Source organism: Bosea sp. NBC_00550, assembly GCF_026020075.1.
Classification (GTDB): Bacteria; Pseudomonadota; Alphaproteobacteria; order Rhizobiales; family Beijerinckiaceae; genus Allobosea.
In genome coordinates this window covers 2,427,126-2,447,943 of sequence record NZ_CP102772.1, presented here as the reverse complement: position 1 = coordinate 2,447,943, position 20,818 = coordinate 2,427,126, and the positions used below count along the sequence as shown (strand labels likewise).

Genomic DNA, 20,818 nt, shown 5'->3' with positions numbered 1-20,818 from the left:
GCGCCCGCAGACGCTCGCCCCCGCCGCTGGGCAAGGTTATTTGCCGTTCTTCTTCAGCCAGTCCCGCATCGTCGCCACTTCCTTCTCCTGGTCGCGGATGACGCTCTCGGCGAGCTTGCGGATCTCGGGGTCCTTGCCGTGGACGAGGACGACCTTGGCCATGTCGATCGCGCCCTGATGATGCGGGATCATGCTGCGAACGAAATCGACATCGGCATCGCCGGAATAGGGGACGTCCATCTGCTTGTGCATCTTCGCATTGGCGTCCTTGTAGGCCTTGGTCGCGGCGCTCTCGGTGGTGGCCGAAGCAGCGGGCGCGCCATGGCCCTGATGCTGCGCCTGGGCGGCGCTGCCGAACGTGCCCGCGGCAAGAAGGGCTGCCAGCGCAAGAGTGGTACGATTCATCTGTCTTGTCCTTGATCGATGCGAAAAGCGGATCGCGCCAGAAAGCGGCTTGTCTGATCCGCGAGGAAGGGGAGTCAGGCCGGGAGCAGGGATCGCGGCGGTCGCTCCGCCGGTTCCATGGACAGGCCTCCGGCCAGGATGGCGAGGGTCGGCGGCATCCTCGACCAGTTGATCACTGCCTCCAGCACCGGCGCCGCCGGCGCGTGAGCGATCAGGCCGCAGCCGACGACGCAGCAGAGCGGCATGGCGGATGCCGAATGGTCCGCGGTGCTTGATTCGCGACAGGGGGTGGGCGCCTGAGCCTGCTCCACGGCGACCGCCGGTGTTTTCTCGGCATGGTGCGGCCGTTCGCCCATGGGCATGCGCATCATCGTCGCCGCCAGCGTGGCATGCGGCAGCACGGCAAAACACATCACCAGCAGCGCGAACAACAGCCCGAACGGCCGGTCGCGCTGCGGCAGGCGCCTCGATCTCTCATCGATGTCACGCGGGGCATGCATCATTGCGCGGTGATCTTTCGAACCCGATCATGTCATGATCGGGGCGAACATCATTTTCCAAGCCATCGGTGCAACCTGCGTCCCATGTCCCAAAGCCTGACCATCACCCTCACCGGAACGACCGACCTGCCGCCGGGCAAGATCGCGACGATCGTGACGTCGCTGGAAATGCGCGAACGGCCGCAGGAACGGGCCGATCCGCCGGGAACCGAGGGGTTCTCGCTGGACACGATCGATCGCGGCGATGTCGAGCGCTACCTGCGCATCTATCGCCTGCTCGGCGAGCGCTGGATGTGGTTCAGCCGGTTGACCCAGCCGCGCGCGGAGCTTCTGGACATCTTTGCCGACCCGGCGGTCGCGCTCTATGCGGCGCGATTCGACGGCCGGGATGTCGGCCTGCTCGAGCTGGATTTCCGCGTAGGGGGACAGGGCGAACTCGCCTTTTTCGGGCTGGACGAGCCGGTCCTCGGCAAGGGGGCGGGCCGCTGGCTGATGAACCGGGCGCTCGCTCTGGCCTGGGCCCAGCCGATTTCGCGCTTCTGGGTTCATACCTGCACGATCGACCATCCCGGCGCTCTCGATTTTTATCAGCGCTCGGGCTTCAAGGTGTTCAAGCGCGGCATCGAGATCGACGACGATCCGCGGCTCCACGGGCACATGCCGCCGGGCAGCGTGCCGCATCACCCCGTCATCGCATAAGAAAAAGGCGGCGTCCCAGGAACGCCGCCTCATTACAGAGACCGTCGAAATCGCTCAGGCGCGCGAGCGCAGCCCGATCGCGTCCATCGTGGCTTGGTCGCGGGCCGCTTCGGCGGCGCGCTCGGTGGCGCGTTCGCGATCGTCAAGGATCTCGACCTTCTTCATGTCCTCGAAGGCCTCCTGAAGCTCGCCCTTGGCTTCCTCGAGCTGGCCTTTCAGGTTGTCGGCCGACTGGCGCAGGTTGTCGCGGCGGCCGAGCGCCGCCTTGGCATAGGTCGGATAGGCGAAGTGAGCCGGGTCGGCGATGCCCGCGCGGGCTTCCTCGGCCTGGATCTCCCGATCGAGATCGCTCGCCATCCTGTGGAAGTCGGCGATCATCATCTCGATCTGGCTTACCCGGCGACGTTTCTCGTCGACCTGGAAGCGCTTCAGCCGCAGAAGGGTCTCTCGCGACTTCATGTCGTTTTCAACTCCTGATTACGCATTGGCCACCGCCGACCCCTCGGCAACAGCCCGAACTCCATCCGCGAGACGAGGCGCAGCATGGCGCAAGGAGGTTGACCTTTCCTTACCGAAACGGGCTGCTTTTTCTGCATGATCAAACCGCGCTGCGGCTGCTGCCGCGAACTGGCGCGATGATCTAGTGACTGCGGCAGCGGTCGCCCGGCCCCTGCCTGCGGATATCCTGTCTTGGCCTTCTTCTCTCGTTTCGGCGGGCATGGTCCCCTGCTCTGCGGCCTCGCGCTCACGCGCATCATCGGCTGGGGCTCGACCTTCTATTCGCCCTCCGTGCTGGTGAGGGCGCTCGACCGCGAGATCGGCCTCAACCCCGAGATCGTCTTCGGCGGCATCACCATCCTGCTGATCACGGGCGCGCTGATCGCCCCCGCGATCGGCCGGCAGCTAGACCGGGAGGGCACCCGGCGCTCGATGTGCATGGGCGCCGTGATCTGCGCGCTCGGGCTTGCGGTCCTCGCCATGGCGCAGGGGCCGGTCAGCTATCTCGCAAGCTGGTTCGTCATCGGGCTGGGGCACGCGATGTCGCTTGCGAATGTCGGAAACGTCACCATCGCGCAGCTGATGGGCGAGCGCACGCGGCGCGTCATCGGACTGATGATGCTCGTGACAGGGCTCGCATCGAGCGTGTTCTGGCCGCTGACCGCGGTGCTGATGGATGCCTTCGGCTGGCGGGCGACGCTTCTCGTCTTCGCGGCGATGCAGATCGTGATCGTGCTGCCGATCTATGCCGCCGTTCCGCGCTTCCGGCACGTGCCGCCGTCCGCGAAAGCGACCGGGGCGCCCTCGCCGGGCGAGAATGGGCGCGTTCCGTCCTCCTTGCGCAAAGCCGCTTTCTGGCTGGTCGCGCTCGCCTTCTCGGCGAGCGGGCTGGTCTCCTGGGGGCTGCCGCTGCATCTGATCACCCTCTTTCAGGAGGCCGGGCTGACGCAGGCCGAGGCGGTCTGGATCGCGACGCTGAGCGGGCCGGCGACGATCGCGGCACGCGCCATCGACGCGACGCTCGGCGAACGGCTGCCGGCGGAGAAGGTCGCATTGTCCGGCCTGCTGTTCGGGCCGGCGCTGTGCCTCGCGCTGCCGCTCGTCCCGATGACGATTGGCGCTGCGGCGGGCTTCGTCGTGCTGTTCAGCGCCGCGCTCGGGGTCATCTCCGTGGCGCGGGCGACGCTGCCGCTCGCCCTGTTCGGCCGCAACGGCTTCGCTGCGATGCTCGGCAAGCTCACCGTGCCGCAGAACATCACCTTCGCCGCGGCACCGCTGCTCTTCGCCGTGATGGTCGAGCGTCTCGGTGCCGATATGACCTTGATCGTCTCGGCCGCGATCCAGGCGATCGGTTTTGCGGCGATGTTCGCGCTGGTGCGAATGCTGGCGCGGGCCTGACGCCGCTCAGACGCCCGCCAGCAGGGCGACGATCGCGAGTGCCGCGGGCAGCGCCTGGATATAGAGGATCTTGCGGCTCGCCGTGGCCGCGCCGAAGACGCCGGCGACCAGGACGCAAGCCAGGAAGAACAGCTTGATCGGAAAGCCCGCCGCACCGAGCCAGAGCCCCCAGGCCAGGCCGGCGACGAGGAAGCCGTTATAGAGCCCCTGATTGGCCGCCAGGACCTTCGAACGTGCGGCGAATTCCGGTGTCAGCCCGAAGGCCTTGTGCCCACGCGGCGTATCCCACAGCCACATTTCGAGAACGACGATGTAGATGTGTATGAGGGTGACGAGGCCGATCAGGACCGAGGCAATCATCGAGACGTCATCCTGTGAGGCTCCGAACCGGCGTCATACGCCATCGCTCATGATGGCGGCTAGGCGTTGATAGCATTCCGGCAGCGGAGTCGCGTCGTCCTTCGACTGCTTGAGGAAGGCTTCGAGCGGAGGATGCCGGCGGATCGCCTCGTCGACCTCGACGGAGGCGCCCTGGCGATAGGCGCCAAGCCGGATCAACTCCTCCATATCGGCATAGGTCGCGAGCGTCGCGCGGGCCTTCTGCACGATCGGGTAATAGGCGGGATCGCAGGAGCGCGGCATGGTCCGCGATACAGATTTCAGGATGTTGACGGCGGGATAGCGCCCGCGCTCGGCGATGGAGCGCTCCATGACGATGTGTCCGTCGAGGATGCCGCGCACCGCGTCCGCGACGGGCTCGTCATGGTCGCCGCCGTCGACGAGCACGGTGAAGAGACCGGTGATCGCGCCGTCGGCCGTGCCCGGCCCGGCTCGCTCCAGCAGGCGCGGCAGTTCGGTGAAGACGGTCGGGGTGTAGCCCTTGGTGGTCGGCGGCTCGCCTGCCGCCAATCCGATCTCGCGCATCGCCATGGCAAAGCGCGTCACCGAATCCATCAGGCACATCACCTGCAGGCCTCGGTCGCGGAAGTACTCGGCCAGCGTCAGCGTGGTCAGAGCAGCCTGCTTGCGCATCAGCGCCGGCTCGTCGGAGGTCGCGACGACCACGATCGAACGGGCAAGGCCCTGCGGGCCGAGATCTTCCTGCAGGAACTCCTGGACCTCGCGGCCGCGCTCGCCGACGAGGCCGATGATGTTGACGTCGGCCTGCGCATAGCGCGCGAGCATGGAGAGCAGGACGGATTTGCCGACGCCCGAGCCGGCGAAGATGCCCATGCGCTGGCCGACGCAGCAGGTCAGGAAAGTGTTGAGGGCGCGCACGCCGAGGTCGAGCGGCTTGCCGACACGGCGCCGCTTGTGGGCCGGCGGCGGATCGCTGCGAAAGGCGAAGAGCGTGTCGCCCTGCGGCAAGGGCGGCCCGCCATCGACCGGACGGCCGAGCGCATCGACTACGCGGCCGAGCCATGCGGGGGTGGGGCGCAGTCCGGGCTGGGCCCGGTCGACATGGACCGGGCAGCCGCGGCGCACGCCGTCCAGCCCGCCGAACGGCATCACCAGCGCCTTCTCGCCCGAAAAGCCGACGACTTCGCAGGGAACGCGCGTTCCCGGTGCGATCTCGATACCGACCCGGCCGCCCAGGCTCATCGCTCCGATCGGTCCGGCGACCTCGACCAGCAGGCCGCGTACGCCGATGACGCGGCCATAGATGCTCAGCGCCTCGAGGTGCTCGATGGTCGAGGCGAGGGCGGAGAGGCGGTCGTGACCATAGGGGGGGCTGCTCATGAAAACCGCGTCAACTCTTCGTTCACCTCGCCAAAAAGCGAAACCCGATCCGGTCGCTGTACCGATATCCCGTCCGGGCGATTACGACGGCCAATGATGGCTGATCGGATCGGAGAACCGTTGCGCAAACGGGTTATATCCGGTCGAGGCGGCATTGCCCATCGCCTGTGCCGGGTGCTTGTCATCGCTCGCGAACGTGTCACACTGCCGTCACAAACAAGAAGACACCGGGCAGGTGCCTTTGGGAGAAATGCGATGGGGCCTCGTTTGGGGCTGGGCGCGTTGGTGCTCGCAATGGGGTTGGTGGCCGCCAAGCATGCCGGCTTTCCGATCTCATGGACATGGGCAACGGCGCCGCTCTGGCTACCGATAGTCGGTTTTGTGCTGTTCGCGGCAGGCTGCGTGGTGCTCGCGGCATGCGCCATGGGCCAGAAGCCGCGAGAGCGGAGCGCGGGCGAGAATCTGCAGTCGGATTCGCCTGGAGACGGCCGCGCCCGCGAAGCCGTGCGCCAGCCGAAAGCGTAGGCGGGACAGCGCATATCGCGTGGCGATTCCGGAGGGTGCGCGACTGTCATCGGTGCTCCGATCAGCCTCCTGTGCAAAAGCCTAACAAATTGCGGTGATTTACCGTTCATTAAGCTCTGTGATTAACACTGCAGATCGAGGCTGCCGCGTGTCGCAGGGCTTTTCCGTCCTGTTTCCCGAAGCATCCCTCCGCGGAAAGCGTTTTCGCGGACGAGAGTCATCCGATCCGTGTCAAATTCGACTCACCTCGACAAGGATCGTTAACTTTCTCCGAGGAAGCGCTTGCGCTCGGGAATCACGGTTTGTTAACCAGTTCTTCGTAGCGTGTCGCGTGGCGTTTCATTGGGCAAGTGCGTCGTCGCCAAGGGCCGGAAGGTTCGGGCGAAAGGCAACGGTCAACCTGCCCTGCGGGCGAAATTGGGGATGTGGACATGCGGGTTCTGCTGATCGAGGACGATAGCGCGACCGCTCAAAGCATCGAGCTCATGCTCAAATCCGAGAGCTTCAACGTCTACACGACGGATCTCGGCGAAGAGGGCGTCGATCTCGGCAAGCTCTACGACTACGACATCATCCTGCTCGACCTGAACCTCCCCGACATGTCGGGTTACGAGGTTCTGCGCAGCTTGCGGGTCGCCAAGGTCAAGACGCCGATCCTGATCCTGTCCGGCCTCGCCGGCATCGAGGACAAGGTGAAGGGCCTCGGCTTCGGTGCCGACGACTACCTCACCAAGCCGTTCCACAAGGACGAACTGGTCGCCCGCATCCATGCGATCGTGCGCCGCTCGAAGGGCCACGCCCAGTCGGTCATCACCACCGGCGACCTCGTGGTCAACCTCGACACCAAGACCGTGGAAGTCGACGCCGCCCGCGTCCACCTCACCGGCAAGGAATACCAGATGCTGGAGCTGCTCTCGCTCCGGAAGGGCACGACGCTCACCAAGGAGATGTTCCTCAACCATCTCTATGGCGGAATGGACGAGCCCGAGCTCAAGATCATCGATGTGTTCATCTGCAAGCTGCGCAAGAAGCTGGCGAATGCGTCGGACGGCAAGAACTACATCGAGACCGTCTGGGGCCGCGGCTATGTGCTGCGCGAGCCCAGCGATGTCGAGGAACGCATTCCGGCCTGACGCTTTCTCGTCTCGCCTGGCCGTCATCGGGCGGTCATGGAACTATGCCATACATGTTTTGACCTGATCGTCGGATGTACACGACAGGTCGACGGGACCCCGCCGCGAGGCGGGGTTTTTGTTTGGCGGCTTGCTCGGGAGGCGGTCGCGGATCTGGCGCTCAGGCACGCCAGCCGGCGAGCGGCGCGGCATAGGCGCGGGATCCGGCCGTCGTGACGGCACGCGGCTGCGCGGCGAGGGGCGCCTGACGGTAGAGGCCCCGATGATCGGGATCGCCGACGAACTTCGTCGCAAGCCCGAGCACGGTTTCCGCGGCGCCGAGAATGAAGGCTCCATCGGGCGCAAGCCGCGGGGCCAGCAGCTCCAGGACCTTCATCTTGGTCGGCACGTCGAAGTAGATCAGCACATTGCGACATAAGATGATGTCGAAGCGGCCGAGATGGTCGTTTCGCTCGAGCAGGTTGTGCTGGCGGAACTCGACCATGTGGCGCAGGCGCTCAGTGAGTTGCCATTTATCGCCGCGCTGCTCGAAATACTTCAGCAGCATCTGGATCGGCAGGCCGCGCTGGATCTCGAACTGGCTGTAGATGCCCGACCGGGCTTTCTCGAGAATCTCCGCGGAAATATCCGTGCCGATGATTTCGACCTTCCAGCCGGCGAGGCGCCCGGCGATATCGTCGATCAGCATGGCCAGCGAATAGGCTTCCTGCCCGCTCGAAACCGCAGCACACCAGATGCGGAGCGAGCGGCTGGCAGCGTTGGCAGCGAGGCGTTCCGGCAGGATCACGTCGCGGAACAGGTCAAACGGCGTCCTGTCGCGGAAAAAAAGCGTCTCGTTCGTCGTCATCGCATCGACGACGGCGTTCTCCAGCAGGCGATCACGCCCCAGCCGAAGCTGGCCGATCAGGGTCGCGATGTCGGCAACGCCGCGTCGGCGGCAGAGGATGCTGAGGCGGCTTTCGGCGAGGTACTGCTTGTCGGCCGTCAGCGACAGGCCGGAACGCTGCTGCAGCAGCAGCCGCAGATATGCGAAATCGGTCTCGGTCATGCCGGCTGCACCCCGCGCACCAGGCAGCGGATCGAGGCGCCGATCTCGTCGAGCGGGATCACGGCGCTGGCGTGGCGCGCGCGGACGACCGAGCCCGGCATGCCCCAGATCGTGCTGCTCTGCTCGTCCTGCGCCAGAACGGCAGCGCCTGCCTTGCGCAGGGCGCCGGCGCCTTCGGTGCCGTCGCTGCCCATGCCGGTGAGGACGAGGCCGAGGGCCGCGGCGCCGAGATGGCGTGCCGCGTCGTTGAACAGCACGTCGACCGCAGGCCGGCAGAAATTGACCGGCGCTTCGTCGCCGATGCGCGCGACGATGTGGCCGAGGCGGCGATCGATGCCGAGATGGCGCCCGCCGGGCGCGACATAGACCGTGCCGCGCGTCAGGCGCTCGCCGTCGAAGGGCTCGCGCGCGGGCACGCCGATATGGCTGGCGACCTGTTCGGCGAAGGAGGCGGTGAAGAGCGGCGGCATATGCTGGACGACCAGCGTCGTCAGGTCGTGGAGGCCATCGCCGATATCGAATAGCGCCTTGGCGACGGAGCGCGGGCCACCGGTGGAGGCGCCGATGACGAGATAGCGCGGCATCACCGAGACGAGCGGGCGCAGATTGACCGGACCGGTATGGTGCAGGTCGACGACATCGACCTCCGGCGGCAGCGAGCCCGGCTTTATCGGCGTGTGGGCGATGTTGCCGAGCTTGAGCAGGAATTCGCTGCGGAAATCCAGGGAGAGCGTCATGCCGCTGCGGCTGTCCGGCTTCGATACGACGTCCATCGCGCCCTTGGTCATGCATTCGAGCGCGATGCGGGTGTTGCGTTCGTTCAGCGTGGCGGCGAGCAGAACACCGGTATTGGGGCTCTCCCTGAGAATCTGGGGCAGGGCGGCTGCGCCGTCGACGCCGGGCATGTCGAGGTCGAGCACCATCACGTCGGGCTTGTAGCGCGTCGCATGGGCGACGGCGGTTTCACCGTCCCCCGCGACCGCGACGACGTGGAAATGCCCGGCTTCCCCCAGCCAACGCGCGAAAAGCCCGCGCACGACGACGGAGTCGTCGGCGATCACGACCGTCTTGTGCCGGTTCGCCGGAGTTGGAGAGGAAAGGCGGGTAGCCATCATCAGGACTTTGCTTATAGGGGCGACCGCGTCAGCGGAGGGATCGGACTCCGTTCCGGAGCCGGCCTGTTCAGAGCAGGCCGACCTGATGGAACTTCGACGCCACGATCTCCTTGTCGAACGGTTTCATGATGTACTCGTCGGCGCCCGCATGCATGGCGCGCGCGATGTGGGCGATGTCGTTTTCCGTGGTGCAGAAGACGACTTTCGGCCGCTTGCCGCCCGGCATCTGGCGCAGCGTGCGCAGGAATTCGTAGCCGTCCATGATCGGCATGTTCCAGTCGAGCAGCACGGCATCGGGCATCTCGCCCTTGCAGGCGTCGATCGCGCGCGCGCCGTCTTCGGCTTCGGCGATACGGAATTGCAGACCTTCCAGAATCCGGCGCGCGACTTTCCGGATCACCGCTGAGTCATCGACGACGAGGCAATATTTCATGGTGCTCTCCAAAACTGTGTGGCCGCGCCTCAGGCCGCGGTGGCAAGGTCAAGATCGAGGACGGCGTCGAGATCGAGTATGACGAGGAGTTCGTCGGCGAGCCGGTGAACGCCCATGGCCAACGCGGTCCAGACGCGATCGAGATGAACCGGGAGCGGCTCGAAGGTGGAGCGGTCCAAACGGATCACCTCGCCGACGGCGTCGACGATCAATGCATAGGCCTCGCCGCCGTGGTCGATGCCGATCGCGGTCAACTCGCCTTGCCCCTCGGCATCCGGGACAGGCCGGCCGAGGCGCTTGCGCAGGCAGATCGCCGTGACGATGCGCCCCCGCAGATTGAGCAGGCCGACGATCTCGCCCGGCGCGCGCGGAACGACCGTGATGCGGTCGGTGATGAAGACGTCCTGCACGCGCCCGATCGGCAGCCCGAGCAATTGCTCGCCGATCCGGATCGTCACGTAGTCCAGCGATTCGCTGAAGCCGACGTGCTGGGCCTTGGTGGGGTCGGAGGGGGTCATGCCGCCTGCCTCATATCCGTGCCCCCGGCATTCAGCTCGCTCAGCAGGGCCCGGCGATCGAACTTCGCGATGACATCGTCGAAGCCGGCTTGTACGGCGCGCATGTGCAGGTCCGGCGTCGCGCAGGTCGTGAGGCCGAGGATACGCAGACGCTCGCTCCCGGGCTGGGCGCGCAACGTCGCGGCGAAGGCGAAGGCCGTTTCCATCTGCCGGTCGAGATCGAGCAGCGCGATGCTGAACGGCTCGTCTGTGGCGGAAGTATCGAGATTGAAATCGGCCGCCAGGGTGATCGCGTGGCCGGAAGCCCTCATGATCGGGCTCAGCATCTCCCGCAGGAAGTCCGACGGTTCGACCAGCAGAACCTGGCCCGATGCGGCGGAACCGCGCTTCGCGGCGAACCAGCCGGGCTCGCTCAGCGGCAGATAATGGGCGAGATCGACGATATCGGTGGCACGGCCCCGGATCATCGCCGAGCCGATCACGCCGCGCTGGTCGGCCGCCGCCATTTCGAGGTCGAAACTATCCTCGACGATGTCGATGATGGCCTCGACGGCAAGGGCGATCGTGAGATCGCCGTGCGATACGATGACGAGCGGCTGGATGCCCTGGCTGCGCAACTGGGTTTCTGCCAGCGGCGTGACCGGGATGAGACGCTCGCGGTAGTGCAGCAGCGTCCGGCCGCCGCCGCGCTGGAATTGAGCAGCGTCGACCTCTTCCAGCCGGGTCACGAGCGAGAGGGGCAGAGCCTGCAGGCTGCCGGCGCCGGTGCGGAAGACGAGCATCGTCTGCTTCTCGCCACCCTGCACGCGGGGGGCGGTGGCGCGCGGCTCGGCTTCGGCCTCGTCCGACAGGACGGCGCCGACGAGGCTGGCGACCCCGTTGGGATCGACGATCAGCACGACCGCGCCATCGCCAAGGATGGTGTTGCCGGAGAAGAGAGGGATGTGCCGAAGCTTGCTCGACATCGGCTTCACCACGATTTCCTCGGTGTGGAACACGCTGTCGACGAGGATTCCGAACTGCCGCTCGCCGATCTGGGTGATGACGATGAAGCCTTCGCCTTCGGTGGTCTTGGGCGCGCCCATCAGCTCGGGAAGCGAAATGATCGGCAGCAGGCGCCCGCGCAGCCGCAGGACCGGGGCGCCGTTGATCTCCTCGATGCGGTTATCGTCGCCCGCCTTGACCCGCACGAGCTCGCGCACGGCGATCTGCGGGATCGCATAGCGGTCTCTGCCCGCAATCACGATCAGAGCCGAGATGATGGCGAGCGTCAGCGGGATCTTGATGGTAATGGTAGTGCCGAGGCCGGAACGGCTGGCGACGTCGATCGTCCCGCCGATCGAATCGACATTGGCCTTGACCACATCCATGCCGACGCCGCGGCCCGAGACCGCCGTCACATTGTCGGCCGTCGAGAAGCCGGGCTGGAAGATGAAACGGCTGATCTGGGCATCGCCGAGCTTCTCGATCTCGGCTTCCGTGACGAGCCCCCGGGCCACGGCCTTGTTGCGGATACGCCCGACATCGAGCCCGCGCCCGTCATCGGCGATCGAGATCGTGACCGAGCCGCCCTCGTGATAGGCGGAGAGCCGGATCGTGCCCTGCTCGGGCTTGCCGGCATTACGGCGTTCGGCCGGGAGTTCGATCGCATGGTCGGCGCAATTGCGGACCATGTGGACGAGCGGATCCTTGATCAGGTCGAGGATCTGGCGGTCGAGTTCGGTTTCCGCGCCTTCGGTCACGAGGTCGATGCGCTTGCCGAGCTCGGCGCTGAGGTCGCGCACGATGCGCGGCAGCTTCGACCAGGCGTTGCCGATCGGCTGCATGCGCGTCTTCATCACGCCGTCCTGCAGCTCGGCGGTGATCAGCGACAGGCGCTGGAGCGGCGCCTTGAGCTTGGCGTCCTCCTGCTGGCGCGAGACCTCGAGAAGCTGGTTGCGTGTCAGGACGAGCTCCGAGACCATGGTCATCAGATGCTCGATCGTGTCGACATTGACGCGCAGCGTCGCCGGGCTGCCGGCCCGCATGCGCTCGGCGCCATCGTCGGGTTGAATGGTCTGCTCGTTGCCCTCGATGCGGCCGTCGCGGCCGCGCTGGGGGCCCGGAGCGCTGCGGAAGACGAGATCGTCGGTCGAGGGCTTGGCCACGACCTGGCCATGGCGGGCGAGATAGGCGGCGACCGGATCGAGTGGCTCCCCGGCCGGACGGGCCTGATCGAGCTCGCCCCTGGCGTGGTCGGCCAGCGCCTGCAGCTCGCCGATCAGCGTCTCGTCGTTACCCTCCGGCTCCTGGCCCTTTTCGGCGAGCTCGGCGAGGATATCCTTGATGCGGTCGATGGTTTCGAGGATCGCGGTGACGGCAGTCGGCTTCACCGTCGCCCCGTCGCGAAACTGTCCGATCACCGACTCGGCGGCATGGGTCAGCGCCTCGAGGCGCGGCAGCCCGATGAACCCGCAGGTTCCCTTGACCGTGTGAACGAGCCTGAAGATGTTGCGCAGGATGTCCCGATCGTTCGGGTCCTGCTCGAAGCGTACGAGCTCCCGATCGACCGTGTCGAGATTCTCGCCGGTCTCCGTCAGGAACTCTTGCAGCAACTCGTCCATGCAGGAACATCACTCAACGCGAAACTCTGCAGGAACTAAAGCAGCAGAAGGGTTTATGATCAGTTGAGATCGCCCTTCGACTGATGCGGATGCTCAGGCCGCCTTGGCCGCCTTGATGGTCACCGTCTCGCCTTCGATCGCGACGGAGATCGCCATGCCGGCGGCGCGCGCGACCATGCCGGTGTAGACCGGCTGGACGGCATGGGCGTCGATCGCGCCTCCCGGAGCTTCGCCGGCCAGCAACTCCTCGACATGGGCGGGAATCCGGGCATGCGAGCCGGTGGCGGTGATCTCGAAGCTGCCCTGCTCGCCCTCGACGGTGGCGCGCGAGACGAGCTTGCCGCCGCGCGGCACGGCCTGCGCCGCGATGACCAGCAGATTCAGCACGAGCTTGACCTGGTTCTTCGGCAGCAGGGCGCGCGGGGCATCCCAATCGAGCGAGAGCTTCTCGTCGTTGAGGAAGCCATTGGCGACGTTGCCGGCATCGCCGAGATCGATCATCGCGCCGGCCGATCCGGCGGCGCCGAAGGCCAGGCGGGCGAATTGCAGGCGTGCCGAAGCGTTGCGCGCACTCTTCTTGATGAGTTCGAGCGCGAAGTCGCGCATCGAGGGGTCGTCTTCCTCCAGGACCTCCAGAGCGTTGACAATCGCGCCGACCGGGCTGATCACGTCATGGCAGACGCGGCTGCACAGAAGAGCGGCCAGGTCGAGCGAGTCGAGCGAGATGGCGGTCATGGAGGGAAAATCCTGGCTTCAGCGATGCGCCGGGAGTAAGGCGCCGTTGCTGCCAGATATGCTGTCATCTTGGTTTTCATGTGGTTAACCCCCATATACCGGGCAAATGTTCGAAGGATGGGCCGCCATGATCGGCCGTGACGATCCCCGCCTGCGCGATTGCGACGGGCTGGGACGCAAACTCGCGGAAGCCGCACGGGTCAGTGCCGCCGTCCTGCTGGCGAAGCGGGCGGCGCGTGACGTGAGGCTCAAGGCTGACGGCTCGCCGGTCTGCTCGGCGGACCTGGCGGCTGACCATGCGGCCAAGGATGCGCTGGCCCGGCTGATGCCCGGTTTTCCCATCATCAGCGAGGAGACCGCCGACAGCGTCGCGCCCGGCGAGGTCTTCATACTGCTCGATCCGCTGGACGGCACGCGCGAATTCCTCGCGGGCGGCGACAGCTACTGCGTCGCGATCGCGGTCGTGTGCGACGGCCGGCCGATCGCGGGTGCGATCGCCGCTCCGGCTATCGGACGGCTTTGGTTCGCGGGCGAGCACGCCTATGTGCAGGATTTTGCCGGCGACGGCGCGGCGCTCGGCGAAGCGCGCCGCACCGAGGTGCGCGCCCTTCCCAGCGATGGGCCGGTGGCGCTGGTCAGCCGCTTCCACGGCGACGGGCGCAGCGACGGCATCGCGTCGGCGATGTGCTGCAACAAGGGCATTCCGGTGTCATCCGCCGTGAAGTTCGGCATGATCGCCTCGGGCGAGGCGGACCTGCATGTGCGCTGTGGCCAGACCATGGAATGGGATATCGCGGCGGGCGACGCCATTCTTTCGGCGGCCGGCGGAATCGTGCTGACGCTCGACGGCGCCTTGCCGCATTACGGCGTCATCCAGCGGCAGTTCCGCAATCCGCCCTTCGTGGCTGCATCGAGCGAGGCGCTCGCGCGGCGCGCCATCGCCGGCGATAGCGGCTGCTGAGCCGCCTCAGCGAGCGACGAAGCGCAACACCGATTTCCAGCTGTCTTCGGCCTTGGCCAGGAGCCCGGCGTCCTGCAGGAAGCGCTGGCGGTTCTCGGCCGAGCGGAACAGGAAAAGCCGCGAGCCGATGATCGCGAACTGGCTGGGGTCGCTTTCGACGGCGACGCCGTTGGCCACTCCCGTCGGATCGAAGCCGGCGAAAGCGGGCGCATAGACTTCCGGGGCATCCCGGAAAGCCTCGAGATTGGCCTGCGAGGCGAAGCGCCAGACGATGCCGTCATGGATCAGCTCATGCTCCGGCCGGCCGGCTGCAGGCTTGCCGCCGAGCTGGTAGGACACAGGATCGAAGCCGTTGATGGCGAGGCCGGTGCGCAGATCGCGCTGCATCGCCTCCCCCAGGGACGGCAGCCCCGGCAAGCCGACTGGTAGGCCGGGTGATATCGACGATGCAGTCGAGGCAGGTTCGGCCGAGGTCGTGTGTGCGATCGCGGCAGGAGTGACGAACGACAGGCAAGCCATGCCTGCGGCAAGCGAGGTCCAGCGTTGCCTTGTTGCGGCCTTCATCACGTCAAATCCTTGCGAACTTCCAACCCCGGGCCGTTCGGCTCTCCGGAATCTTCACGCCTTGGATAGATTTGCGGCGTATCAAATTGGTTACCGAATTGATTCGTTTTCGCCGGACGTCGTGTTTCGACGGCTGTGCGAGCGGCGGATAGCCCAGGATCGGCCCGCCTTCCGGCCTGCATCGCATCTGTCCGGAACGGGTTGCATCGCAACCGGAACCGGCGCCGAGCAGCCGGGCGATCAAACCGCCCTGGGGTCCTGCCTGGCTCGACCCCCTGTCCGGAGATCTTGCTTATGAACCAGACCCGCCGCAGTCTCATCAAGGGCGGTCTCGCCGTCGCAGGCACGGGCCTGACCGGCCTGTCCACGCCGGCTTTCGCGCAGAATTACAACGAGCAGCGCAACTTCTCGCAGAACGAACTGGTCACCTCCGGCCACAAGTTCTTCGGCAACGTGTCGCGTGGCCTCGCGCTGACGATCGAAGAGGCGGTGCGGCGCTGGGGCGAACCCAACGGCTACGTGCTCGGCCAGGAGGCATCGGGTGCCTTCGTCGGCGGTCTGCGCTTCGGTGAAGGCCAGCTCTACACGCGCAATGCCGGGGATCGCCGGCTGTTCTGGCAGGGACCCTCGATCGGTTTTGATTTCGGCGGCGAAGGCGCGCGCACGATGATGCTCGTCTACAACCTGCCGGCGGTGGACGCGCTCTATCAGCGCTTCGCCGGCGTCGACGGCTCGGCCTATTTCATCGGCGGCTTCGGCTTCACGGCCCTGACGGCCGAAGGGATCACCGTGGTGCCGATCCGCACCGGCGTCGGCTGGCGGCTCGGCGTCAATCTCGGTTATCTCAAGTTCACGCCGCAGGCGACGTGGAATCCGTTCTAGTCCGCGTGGCGGAGACCGGCGACAAGCGCTGGCCATGGCTGCGCGGGCATGGCAGATTCGACGTCGTATCGATGCGCTGTCGGGAGCTTTGAGCCTTGATCGAAGCCGCCATGCTGTTCGCACTCGGCTTCCTCTGTGCGGCCCTTCTCGCATTGGCTGCGGTGCCGGCGCTCGCGCGACGGGCCGACCGGCTGGCGCGCAAGCGTGCCGAAGCCGCTTTTCCACTATCCCTCGCTGAAATCGCCGCCGACCGCGATCATCTGCGGGCCGAGCTTGCGCTGCGCATGCGCTCCGTCGAACAGGATGCCGAGCGCGGCTTTGCGGCGAAGGCCGAAGCCCTGCAGGAACTCGGGCGTCGCGACATGACGATCGGCCGGCTCGAGCGCGAGCGCGGCGAGCGCGATGTCCGCATCGAAGAACTCACGATAACGCTTAAGACGACCCAAGGGACGCTCGACGAGACCCGGACGGCCCTTGAACGGGAGCAGGCCGGCCATGCCGAGACCTCCGTCACGCTGGACAAGCGTCTGGCCGATCTTGCCAGCCTGGAGCAGAGCCTGGCTGAGGCGCGGCAGGCCCTGACCGGGACCGGCGCCGACCTGAGCGAGCGCAATGGCGATCTCGCGCGGGAGCGTGAGACGGTCGGGCGGATCGAGAAGCTGCTTGCCGAGCGCGAAAGCGAACTGGCGGCGAGCCGCGACGGGCACCAGAAGCTGCGCGTGGAGCAGGTCGAGGACCGGACCCAGATCATGGTGCTGCAAGGCAAGCGCGACGAGCTTGCCGGCCGGCTGGCTGCGGTGGAGGAATTGCTGGCCCGCAGCGAGGCCTCGTTGAAGGCGATGACGGGCGAGCGAGATGGCGAGCAGGTCCGGGCCGGCGCTTTCTCCGCGCGGGCCGAACAGGCCGAAGCCGGGTTGGCTGCGGCCGATGCGCGGGCGAGTGCGGCTGCCGTCGAGGCGCAGCAACTCGGCACGCGTTTGCAGCAGGCGGTTGCCGAGCGTGCGACCTTGCAGGACAAGGCCGATGCCCTCCAGCGGGCGCTTGCCGCCGCACAGGCCGAGCTGGCCGATACCCGCCGCCGAAACGAGGAAGAGATCACTACCTTGCAGAACAGCCAGCGCGAACGCGAAGGCCAGGTCGAGCTTCTGCGCGCCGAGCTCCAGACGCTCGAAGGCGCGCTCGGCCAGGCCAGGGACGACCGGAACCAGCTCCTCGACGATATGTCGAATCTGCGGAAGGCCGCCGCCGCGGGCGGACCGGCCAATGCGGCCCTGCGCCAGGAGATCGTCCGGCTGGCGGACCGGCTGATGAGCCTGTCGCCGAAACGCGAGGCGGCAGAGTAGCGGCGCAGGCGGCCTCCCGTTCGCCGGCTCCCGGCAGCGTCGAAAACCGCTTTCCCCCTGCCGGCTCGATGCTCTAGGAAGGCGGGGCCTCCCGGCGCGTCGGCGCCACCTGAATGGTTTTAAACCGTGACAGACAGCCATATCGATCTTCTGTGCCTGGGCGAGCCGCTCGGCGAGTTCAACGCGACCCGGGCCGAGACCGGCGCCTTCCTGTTCGGGCATGGCGGCGATACGTCCAACTGTGCCGTCGCGGCCGCGCGGCAGGGCATGTCGGTGGGCTATCTCGGCGCGCTCGGCGATGACAGCGCCGGCCATTCGATCCGCGCGCTATGGAAGCGCGAGGGCGTCGACGATGCCCATGTCCCGACGCATCCGACCGCGCCGACCGGCCTTTATTTCGTCGATCACGGCCCGTCCGGCCATGTCTTCTCCTATCTGCGTGCCGGCTCGGCCGCGAGTCTCTACGGCCCGCGCGACCTGCCGCGCGATCTCATCCGCTCGGCCCGCATCGTCCAGGCCTCCGGCATCAGCCAGGCGATCTCGGCCGTTGCCTGCGACGCCGTGTTCGATGCCTTCGAGACTGCGCGCAAGGCCGGCGTGCTGACCGCCTACGACACCAATCTGCGGCTCAAGCTCTGGCCGCTCACGCGGGCGCGGGCGATCATCCATGCCGCCTGTGCGATGGCCGATATCGTGCTGCCCGGGCTGGACGATGCGACGCAGCTCACCGGGCTCAACGATCCCGATGCCATCGCCGATTTCTATCTCAGGCTTGGCGCGCGCGTCGTGGCGCTGACGCTCGGTCACGAGGGCTCGCTGGTCGCGACGCCGGTTCGGCGCGAGCGCTTCCGGCCGATCAAGGTCGATGCCATCGACGCGACCGGCGCCGGCGACTGCTATGACGGCGCCTTCCTGGCCGAGTATCTGCGCACGGGCGATGCCTTCGCTGCCGGCGCCTATGCCAATGTCGCCGCGGCCCTCTCGACGCAAGGCTATGGCGCCGTCGCGCCGCTGCCGCGCCGCGCCGAGGTCGAGGCGCGCATCGCTGCCGAGGCACAAGCCTGATGGCCGTTCAAGTCCTGAAGCGCGCGGGCGACCTCCTTGCCCGCTACGATGTGCTGATCAGCGACGTCTGGGGCGTCGTCCATGACGGGCTCTGGGCGCTGGAGCCGGCCTGCGACGCGCTGATGGCCTTCCGCGAGCGTGGCGGCACAGTGATTCTGCTCTCGAACGCGCCGGGGCCGTCGCAGCAGGTCGCCGGGCTGCTCGACACCAAGCGCGTGCCGCGCGAGGCCTGGGACAGGCTCGTCACCTCCGGCGACGTCACGCGCTCGCTCATCGCGGAGAGCCATCACAAGCGCGCCTATCATATCGGTTGGCAGAGCGACCGGGCGGTCTTCGCCGGGCTCGATGTCGAGCTGGTCGACGAGGAGCGGGCCGACATCGTCGTCGCGACCGAGCTCAACGACTACCGCACCGAGACGCCGGAGCAGTACCGGCCGCTGCTGGAGCGCTTCGCCCGGCGCGGTCTGCCCTTCATCTGCGGCAATCCCGATCTCGTCGTGCATGTCGGCGAGGATCTGCTGCCTTGCGCCGGGTCCCTCGCGACGATCTACGAGGCGCTGGGCGGCACTGTCGCCTGGGCCGGCAAGCCGTATCGCCCGGCCTATGACCTTGCACTGTCGGCGGCGGCCGATGCGCGCGGCGGCAGATCGGTCGAGACCGGCAAGGTGCTGGTGATCGGCGACGCGGTTCGCACCGATCTCGCCGGGGCGCGGCTGATGGGCTTCGACAGCCTGTTCATCGCCGGGGGCATTCATCGCGACGAGACCATGCGCGGCGGCGAGGTCGATCCGGCTGGGCTCGCCAAGGTACTGGACGGGCTCGCCGTCCAGCCGATCGCGGCGATGGCGGCGCTGGCTTGAGATTCCGCTGCCGCGTCGAGTTTGTGAAGCGTGTTGCGTTTCCATTGAAACGCGGGTCATCCCGGGCGACCGGAGGGAGACCCGGGATCCATGCCTGAACCTTTTTCGCAAGCGCTCTGGCATGGATCCCGGGTCAAGCCCGGGATGACGCTGTGGTCCGCCTGAAAATCGGCACCCCTCAGTGCGCGTCGCCGGTACGGGCGTCGCGCAGCGTCGTCACTGTAATGACGATGCAGAGCAGCATGCCGATGATCGACAGGATCGCGGCCGCGCGGAAGCCGAGCATGAAGGCCTCGCTCGCCTGCGCCAGCATCGGCCCGGCCTGATCGGGCGCGAGGTCCGCCGCCAAGCCCAGCGCGCCGCCCAAGGTCGAACGAGCCGGGGCGAGCGCCTCGGCACTGATGCCGGGCACGACGAGATCCACCATCCTGTTGCGATAGAGTGCGGCGCCGAGGCTGCCGAGCACGGCGATGCCGAGCGCGCCGCCGAGCTCCGCTGATGTTTCCGACATCGCAGAGGCCGCGCCTGTGCGCTCGGGCGGCGCAGAGCCGACGACGATGCCGGTGGTGAGCGTGATCACCGGCGTGAAGCCGACGGAGAAGACCACGGAAGCGGCGACGATCTGCACGAGGCTCGGCGCGAAGGCGAGCCAGACGAAGCCGAGCGCCGATACCGCCATGCCGCCCGCCATCAGCGCCGCGGGTGTGAGGCGGCCGACGAGGGCGGGTGTCACGAAGGAGGCGAGCGTGAAGGCGATGGCCGAGGGCAGCGACCAGAGCCCGGCCTGTAGCGGCGTCAGCCCGGCGACAAGCTGGAAATACTGCGCCAGGAAGATGAAGCTGCCGAACATGAACAGGATGCTGGCGAGGTTGATGGCCAGCGCCGCGCGGAAGGCGGGAATGCGGAACATGGCGAGATCGACCATCGGGTCCGCCAATCGCGTCTGCCGCCGCAGGAAGATCAGGATGAAGCCGAACCCGACGAGGATCGCGGCGGCTGCCAGCCAGTCGAAGCCCTCCGCGGCCCAGTGCTTGACGCCCCAGATCAGCCCGAGCACCGCGGCGAGCGAGAGCAGCGCGCTGAGGATGTCGATGCGGCCTGCATTCGGCGCACGGTACTCCGGCAGCAGGATCGGGCCGATCGCGAGCAGCAGGAGCATCGGCGGCACCGCGATCAGGAAGACCGAGCCCCACCAGAAATACTCGATCAGGAAGCCGCCGACGACCGGGCCGATGATGGCGCCGGCCGAGAAGCTGGCGATCCACATCGAGATCGCGAAGGTGCGTTCCTTCTCGTCGGTGAACATCACCGTGATCAGCGACAGCGTCGACGGAGCCAGCGTCGCCCCGGCAATGCCGAGCACGGCGCGCATGGCGATCAGCATCTCCGAGCTGTTCGAGAAGGCCGCGACGGTCGAGGCCAGGCCGAAGAACGCCGCGCCGACCATCAGCAACCGGCGCCGGCCGATACGGTCCCCCAGCGTGCCCATCGTCATCAGGAAGCCAGCGACCATGAAGCCGTAGATGTCGATGATCCAGAGCAGCTGGCTCGCGCTCGGCTTCAATTCGCGCGTCAACGTCGGTACGGCGAGATTCAGCACCGTGAGGTCCATCAAGTAGATCATGCAGGGCAGGGCGATCGCGATCAGGCCGAGCCATTCGCGGCGCGTCGCCTTTTTCTCATCCTGTATCGGGACGGGCGCCGAAATCATCGTTCACTCACGGTCTTTCGTTCCGGGCACGCCCTTTGCCATGGGAGTGCGGCCGAATCTGGCAGGAGAACGCCACATTAGT

The 20,818-nt window shown here is 66.9% G+C and carries 22 protein-coding genes; 9 read left to right on the top strand and 13 right to left on the bottom strand.

Annotated features, from left to right (window positions below; genetic code table 11):
- Nucleotides 1-36: 36 nt before the first annotated feature.
- Complete coding sequence (copM, locus tag NWE53_RS11735) at nt 37-405, bottom strand: CopM family metallochaperone (RefSeq protein WP_265054468.1); 369 nt, start codon at nt 403-405, stop codon at nt 37-39.
- 74 nt (nt 406-479) lie between these two features.
- Nucleotides 480-836, bottom strand: coding sequence for a hypothetical protein (locus NWE53_RS11730; protein WP_265054467.1), 357 nt, complete (start codon nt 834-836; stop codon nt 480-482).
- Between the two features lie 153 nt (nt 837-989).
- On the opposite strand from NWE53_RS11730, the gene NWE53_RS11725 reads away from it, so the two are divergent.
- Entirely contained in the window at nt 990-1,604 is a 615-nt protein-coding gene (locus NWE53_RS11725; protein WP_265054466.1) for a GNAT family N-acetyltransferase, read from the top strand.
- 54 nt (nt 1,605-1,658) lie between these two features.
- Here NWE53_RS11725 and fliJ read toward each other — a convergent pair whose 3' ends face one another.
- Entirely contained in the window at nt 1,659-2,063 is a 405-nt protein-coding gene (gene fliJ / locus NWE53_RS11720) for a flagellar export protein FliJ (protein ID WP_265054465.1), read from the bottom strand.
- A 231-nt stretch (nt 2,064-2,294) separates the two neighbouring features.
- On the opposite strand from fliJ, the gene NWE53_RS11715 reads away from it, so the two are divergent.
- Nucleotides 2,295-3,500: an MFS transporter gene (locus NWE53_RS11715; protein ID WP_265054464.1), complete on the top strand. Its 1,206-nt coding sequence runs from the start codon at nt 2,295-2,297 to the stop codon at nt 3,498-3,500.
- A 6-nt stretch (nt 3,501-3,506) separates the two neighbouring features.
- Here NWE53_RS11715 and NWE53_RS11710 read toward each other — a convergent pair whose 3' ends face one another.
- Together NWE53_RS11710 and fliI are read right to left on the bottom strand one after the other, a co-directional pair.
- A complete protein-coding gene (locus NWE53_RS11710) occupies nt 3,507-3,860 on the bottom strand; it encodes a DUF1304 domain-containing protein (RefSeq protein WP_265054463.1) in 354 nt (117 codons plus the stop codon).
- Between the two features lie 33 nt (nt 3,861-3,893).
- The gene (fliI, locus tag NWE53_RS11705; protein WP_265054462.1) at nt 3,894-5,240 is read right to left on the bottom strand and encodes a flagellar protein export ATPase FliI; all 1,347 of its coding nucleotides are present in this window, start codon (nt 5,238-5,240) and stop codon (nt 3,894-3,896) included.
- Nucleotides 5,241-5,495: 255 nt separating this feature from the next.
- Here fliI and NWE53_RS11700 point away from each other — a divergent pair, with 255 nt between their 5' ends.
- Both NWE53_RS11700 and ctrA read left to right on the top strand, forming a co-directional pair.
- The gene (locus tag NWE53_RS11700) at nt 5,496-5,765 is read left to right on the top strand and encodes a hypothetical protein (RefSeq protein ID WP_265054461.1); all 270 of its coding nucleotides are present in this window, start codon (nt 5,496-5,498) and stop codon (nt 5,763-5,765) included.
- Nucleotides 5,766-6,196: 431 nt separating this feature from the next.
- Nucleotides 6,197-6,898 (top strand): response regulator transcription factor CtrA, encoded by a 702-nt coding sequence (ctrA, locus tag NWE53_RS11695; RefSeq protein ID WP_038359314.1) that lies wholly within the window; start codon nt 6,197-6,199, stop codon nt 6,896-6,898.
- A 160-nt stretch (nt 6,899-7,058) separates the two neighbouring features.
- Here the strand turns inward: ctrA and NWE53_RS11690 are convergent, their stop codons facing one another.
- From NWE53_RS11690 to chpT, 6 genes are all read right to left on the bottom strand, one after another.
- A complete protein-coding gene (locus NWE53_RS11690) occupies nt 7,059-7,946 on the bottom strand; it encodes a CheR family methyltransferase (protein WP_265054460.1) in 888 nt (295 codons plus the stop codon).
- Nucleotides 7,943-9,061, bottom strand: a complete 1,119-nt coding sequence (cheB, locus tag NWE53_RS11685) for a chemotaxis-specific protein-glutamate methyltransferase CheB (protein WP_265054459.1) — start codon at nt 9,059-9,061, stop codon at nt 7,943-7,945. Before cheB ends, NWE53_RS11690 begins: the two co-directional genes overlap by 4 nt.
- Nucleotides 9,062-9,128: 67 nt before the next feature.
- Complete coding sequence (locus NWE53_RS11680; RefSeq protein WP_038359309.1) at nt 9,129-9,494, bottom strand: response regulator; 366 nt, start codon at nt 9,492-9,494, stop codon at nt 9,129-9,131.
- A 29-nt stretch (nt 9,495-9,523) separates the two neighbouring features.
- On the bottom strand, nt 9,524-10,012 hold the full coding sequence (locus tag NWE53_RS11675) for a chemotaxis protein CheW (RefSeq protein WP_265054458.1): 489 nt from the start codon (nt 10,010-10,012) through the stop codon (nt 9,524-9,526).
- A complete protein-coding gene (locus NWE53_RS11670) occupies nt 10,009-12,615 on the bottom strand; it encodes a chemotaxis protein CheW (RefSeq protein WP_265054457.1) in 2,607 nt (868 codons plus the stop codon). The genes NWE53_RS11675 and NWE53_RS11670 overlap by 4 nt, the downstream gene beginning before the upstream one ends.
- Before the next feature lie 93 nt (nt 12,616-12,708).
- Nucleotides 12,709-13,350 (bottom strand): histidine phosphotransferase ChpT, encoded by a 642-nt coding sequence (chpT, locus tag NWE53_RS11665; protein WP_265054456.1) that lies wholly within the window; start codon nt 13,348-13,350, stop codon nt 12,709-12,711.
- 127 nt (nt 13,351-13,477) lie between these two features.
- Here chpT and NWE53_RS11660 point away from each other — a divergent pair, with 127 nt between their 5' ends.
- Nucleotides 13,478-14,311 carry a 3'(2'),5'-bisphosphate nucleotidase CysQ family protein gene (locus tag NWE53_RS11660; RefSeq protein ID WP_265054455.1) on the top strand — a complete coding sequence of 278 codons (834 nt, stop codon included), beginning with the start codon at nt 13,478-13,480 and terminating at the stop codon, nt 14,309-14,311.
- A 6-nt stretch (nt 14,312-14,317) separates the two neighbouring features.
- On the opposite strand, the gene NWE53_RS11655 is transcribed toward NWE53_RS11660, so the two are convergent.
- Entirely contained in the window at nt 14,318-14,875 is a 558-nt protein-coding gene (locus NWE53_RS11655; protein WP_265054454.1) for a YHS domain-containing (seleno)protein, read from the bottom strand.
- 294 nt (nt 14,876-15,169) lie between these two features.
- Here NWE53_RS11655 and NWE53_RS11650 point away from each other — a divergent pair, with 294 nt between their 5' ends.
- The 4 genes from NWE53_RS11650 to NWE53_RS11635 all read left to right on the top strand — a co-directional run bounded on the left by NWE53_RS11650 (nt 15,170) and on the right by NWE53_RS11635 (nt 19,025).
- Nucleotides 15,170-15,757: a DUF1134 domain-containing protein gene (locus tag NWE53_RS11650; protein ID WP_265054453.1), complete on the top strand. Its 588-nt coding sequence runs from the start codon at nt 15,170-15,172 to the stop codon at nt 15,755-15,757.
- A 95-nt stretch (nt 15,758-15,852) separates the two neighbouring features.
- Nucleotides 15,853-17,100 (top strand): coiled-coil domain-containing protein, encoded by a 1,248-nt coding sequence (locus tag NWE53_RS11645; protein ID WP_265054452.1) that lies wholly within the window; start codon nt 15,853-15,855, stop codon nt 17,098-17,100.
- A gap of 126 nt (nt 17,101-17,226) precedes the next feature.
- A complete protein-coding gene (locus NWE53_RS11640) occupies nt 17,227-18,165 on the top strand; it encodes a sugar kinase (RefSeq protein WP_265054451.1) in 939 nt (312 codons plus the stop codon).
- Nucleotides 18,165-19,025, top strand: a complete 861-nt coding sequence (locus tag NWE53_RS11635; RefSeq protein ID WP_265054450.1) for a TIGR01459 family HAD-type hydrolase — start codon at nt 18,165-18,167, stop codon at nt 19,023-19,025. Before NWE53_RS11640 ends, NWE53_RS11635 begins: the two co-directional genes overlap by 1 nt.
- Nucleotides 19,026-19,203: 178 nt before the next feature.
- Here the strand turns inward: NWE53_RS11635 and NWE53_RS11630 are convergent, their stop codons facing one another.
- Nucleotides 19,204-20,736 carry an MFS transporter gene (locus NWE53_RS11630; protein WP_265054449.1) on the bottom strand — a complete coding sequence of 511 codons (1,533 nt, stop codon included), beginning with the start codon at nt 20,734-20,736 and terminating at the stop codon, nt 19,204-19,206.
- Nucleotides 20,737-20,818: the final 82 nt, after the last annotated feature.

What these genes read in the sequence shown, in the direction of transcription:
- NWE53_RS11690 (WP_265054460.1), bottom strand. Translation starts at nt 7,946, where the DNA reads ATGACCGAGACCGATTTCGCATATCTGCGGCTGCTGCTGCAGCAGCGT.
- NWE53_RS11680 (WP_038359309.1), bottom strand. Translation starts at nt 9,494, where the DNA reads ATGAAATATTGCCTCGTCGTCGATGACTCAGCGGTGATCCGGAAAGTC.
- NWE53_RS11670 (WP_265054457.1), bottom strand. Translation starts at nt 12,615, where the DNA reads ATGGACGAGTTGCTGCAAGAGTTCCTGACGGAGACCGGCGAGAATCTC.
- NWE53_RS11655 (WP_265054454.1), bottom strand. Translation starts at nt 14,875, where the DNA reads ATGAAGGCCGCAACAAGGCAACGCTGGACCTCGCTTGCCGCAGGCATG.
- NWE53_RS11650 (WP_265054453.1), top strand. Translation starts at nt 15,170, where the DNA reads ATGAACCAGACCCGCCGCAGTCTCATCAAGGGCGGTCTCGCCGTCGCA.
- NWE53_RS11635 (WP_265054450.1), top strand. Translation starts at nt 18,165, where the DNA reads ATGGCCGTTCAAGTCCTGAAGCGCGCGGGCGACCTCCTTGCCCGCTAC.
- NWE53_RS11710 (WP_265054463.1), bottom strand. Translation starts at nt 3,860, where the DNA reads ATGATTGCCTCGGTCCTGATCGGCCTCGTCACCCTCATACACATCTAC.
- cheB (WP_265054459.1), bottom strand. Translation starts at nt 9,061, where the DNA reads ATGATGGCTACCCGCCTTTCCTCTCCAACTCCGGCGAACCGGCACAAG.
- NWE53_RS11725 (WP_265054466.1), top strand. Translation starts at nt 990, where the DNA reads ATGTCCCAAAGCCTGACCATCACCCTCACCGGAACGACCGACCTGCCG.
- chpT (WP_265054456.1), bottom strand. Translation starts at nt 13,350, where the DNA reads ATGACCGCCATCTCGCTCGACTCGCTCGACCTGGCCGCTCTTCTGTGC.
- fliJ (WP_265054465.1), bottom strand. Translation starts at nt 2,063, where the DNA reads ATGAAGTCGCGAGAGACCCTTCTGCGGCTGAAGCGCTTCCAGGTCGAC.
- NWE53_RS11700 (WP_265054461.1), top strand. Translation starts at nt 5,496, where the DNA reads ATGGGGCCTCGTTTGGGGCTGGGCGCGTTGGTGCTCGCAATGGGGTTG.
- NWE53_RS11630 (WP_265054449.1), bottom strand. Translation starts at nt 20,736, where the DNA reads ATGATTTCGGCGCCCGTCCCGATACAGGATGAGAAAAAGGCGACGCGC.
- fliI (WP_265054462.1), bottom strand. Translation starts at nt 5,240, where the DNA reads ATGAGCAGCCCCCCCTATGGTCACGACCGCCTCTCCGCCCTCGCCTCG.
- NWE53_RS11675 (WP_265054458.1), bottom strand. Translation starts at nt 10,012, where the DNA reads ATGACCCCCTCCGACCCCACCAAGGCCCAGCACGTCGGCTTCAGCGAA.
- ctrA (WP_038359314.1), top strand. Translation starts at nt 6,197, where the DNA reads ATGCGGGTTCTGCTGATCGAGGACGATAGCGCGACCGCTCAAAGCATC.
- copM (WP_265054468.1), bottom strand. Translation starts at nt 405, where the DNA reads ATGAATCGTACCACTCTTGCGCTGGCAGCCCTTCTTGCCGCGGGCACG.
- NWE53_RS11660 (WP_265054455.1), top strand. Translation starts at nt 13,478, where the DNA reads ATGATCGGCCGTGACGATCCCCGCCTGCGCGATTGCGACGGGCTGGGA.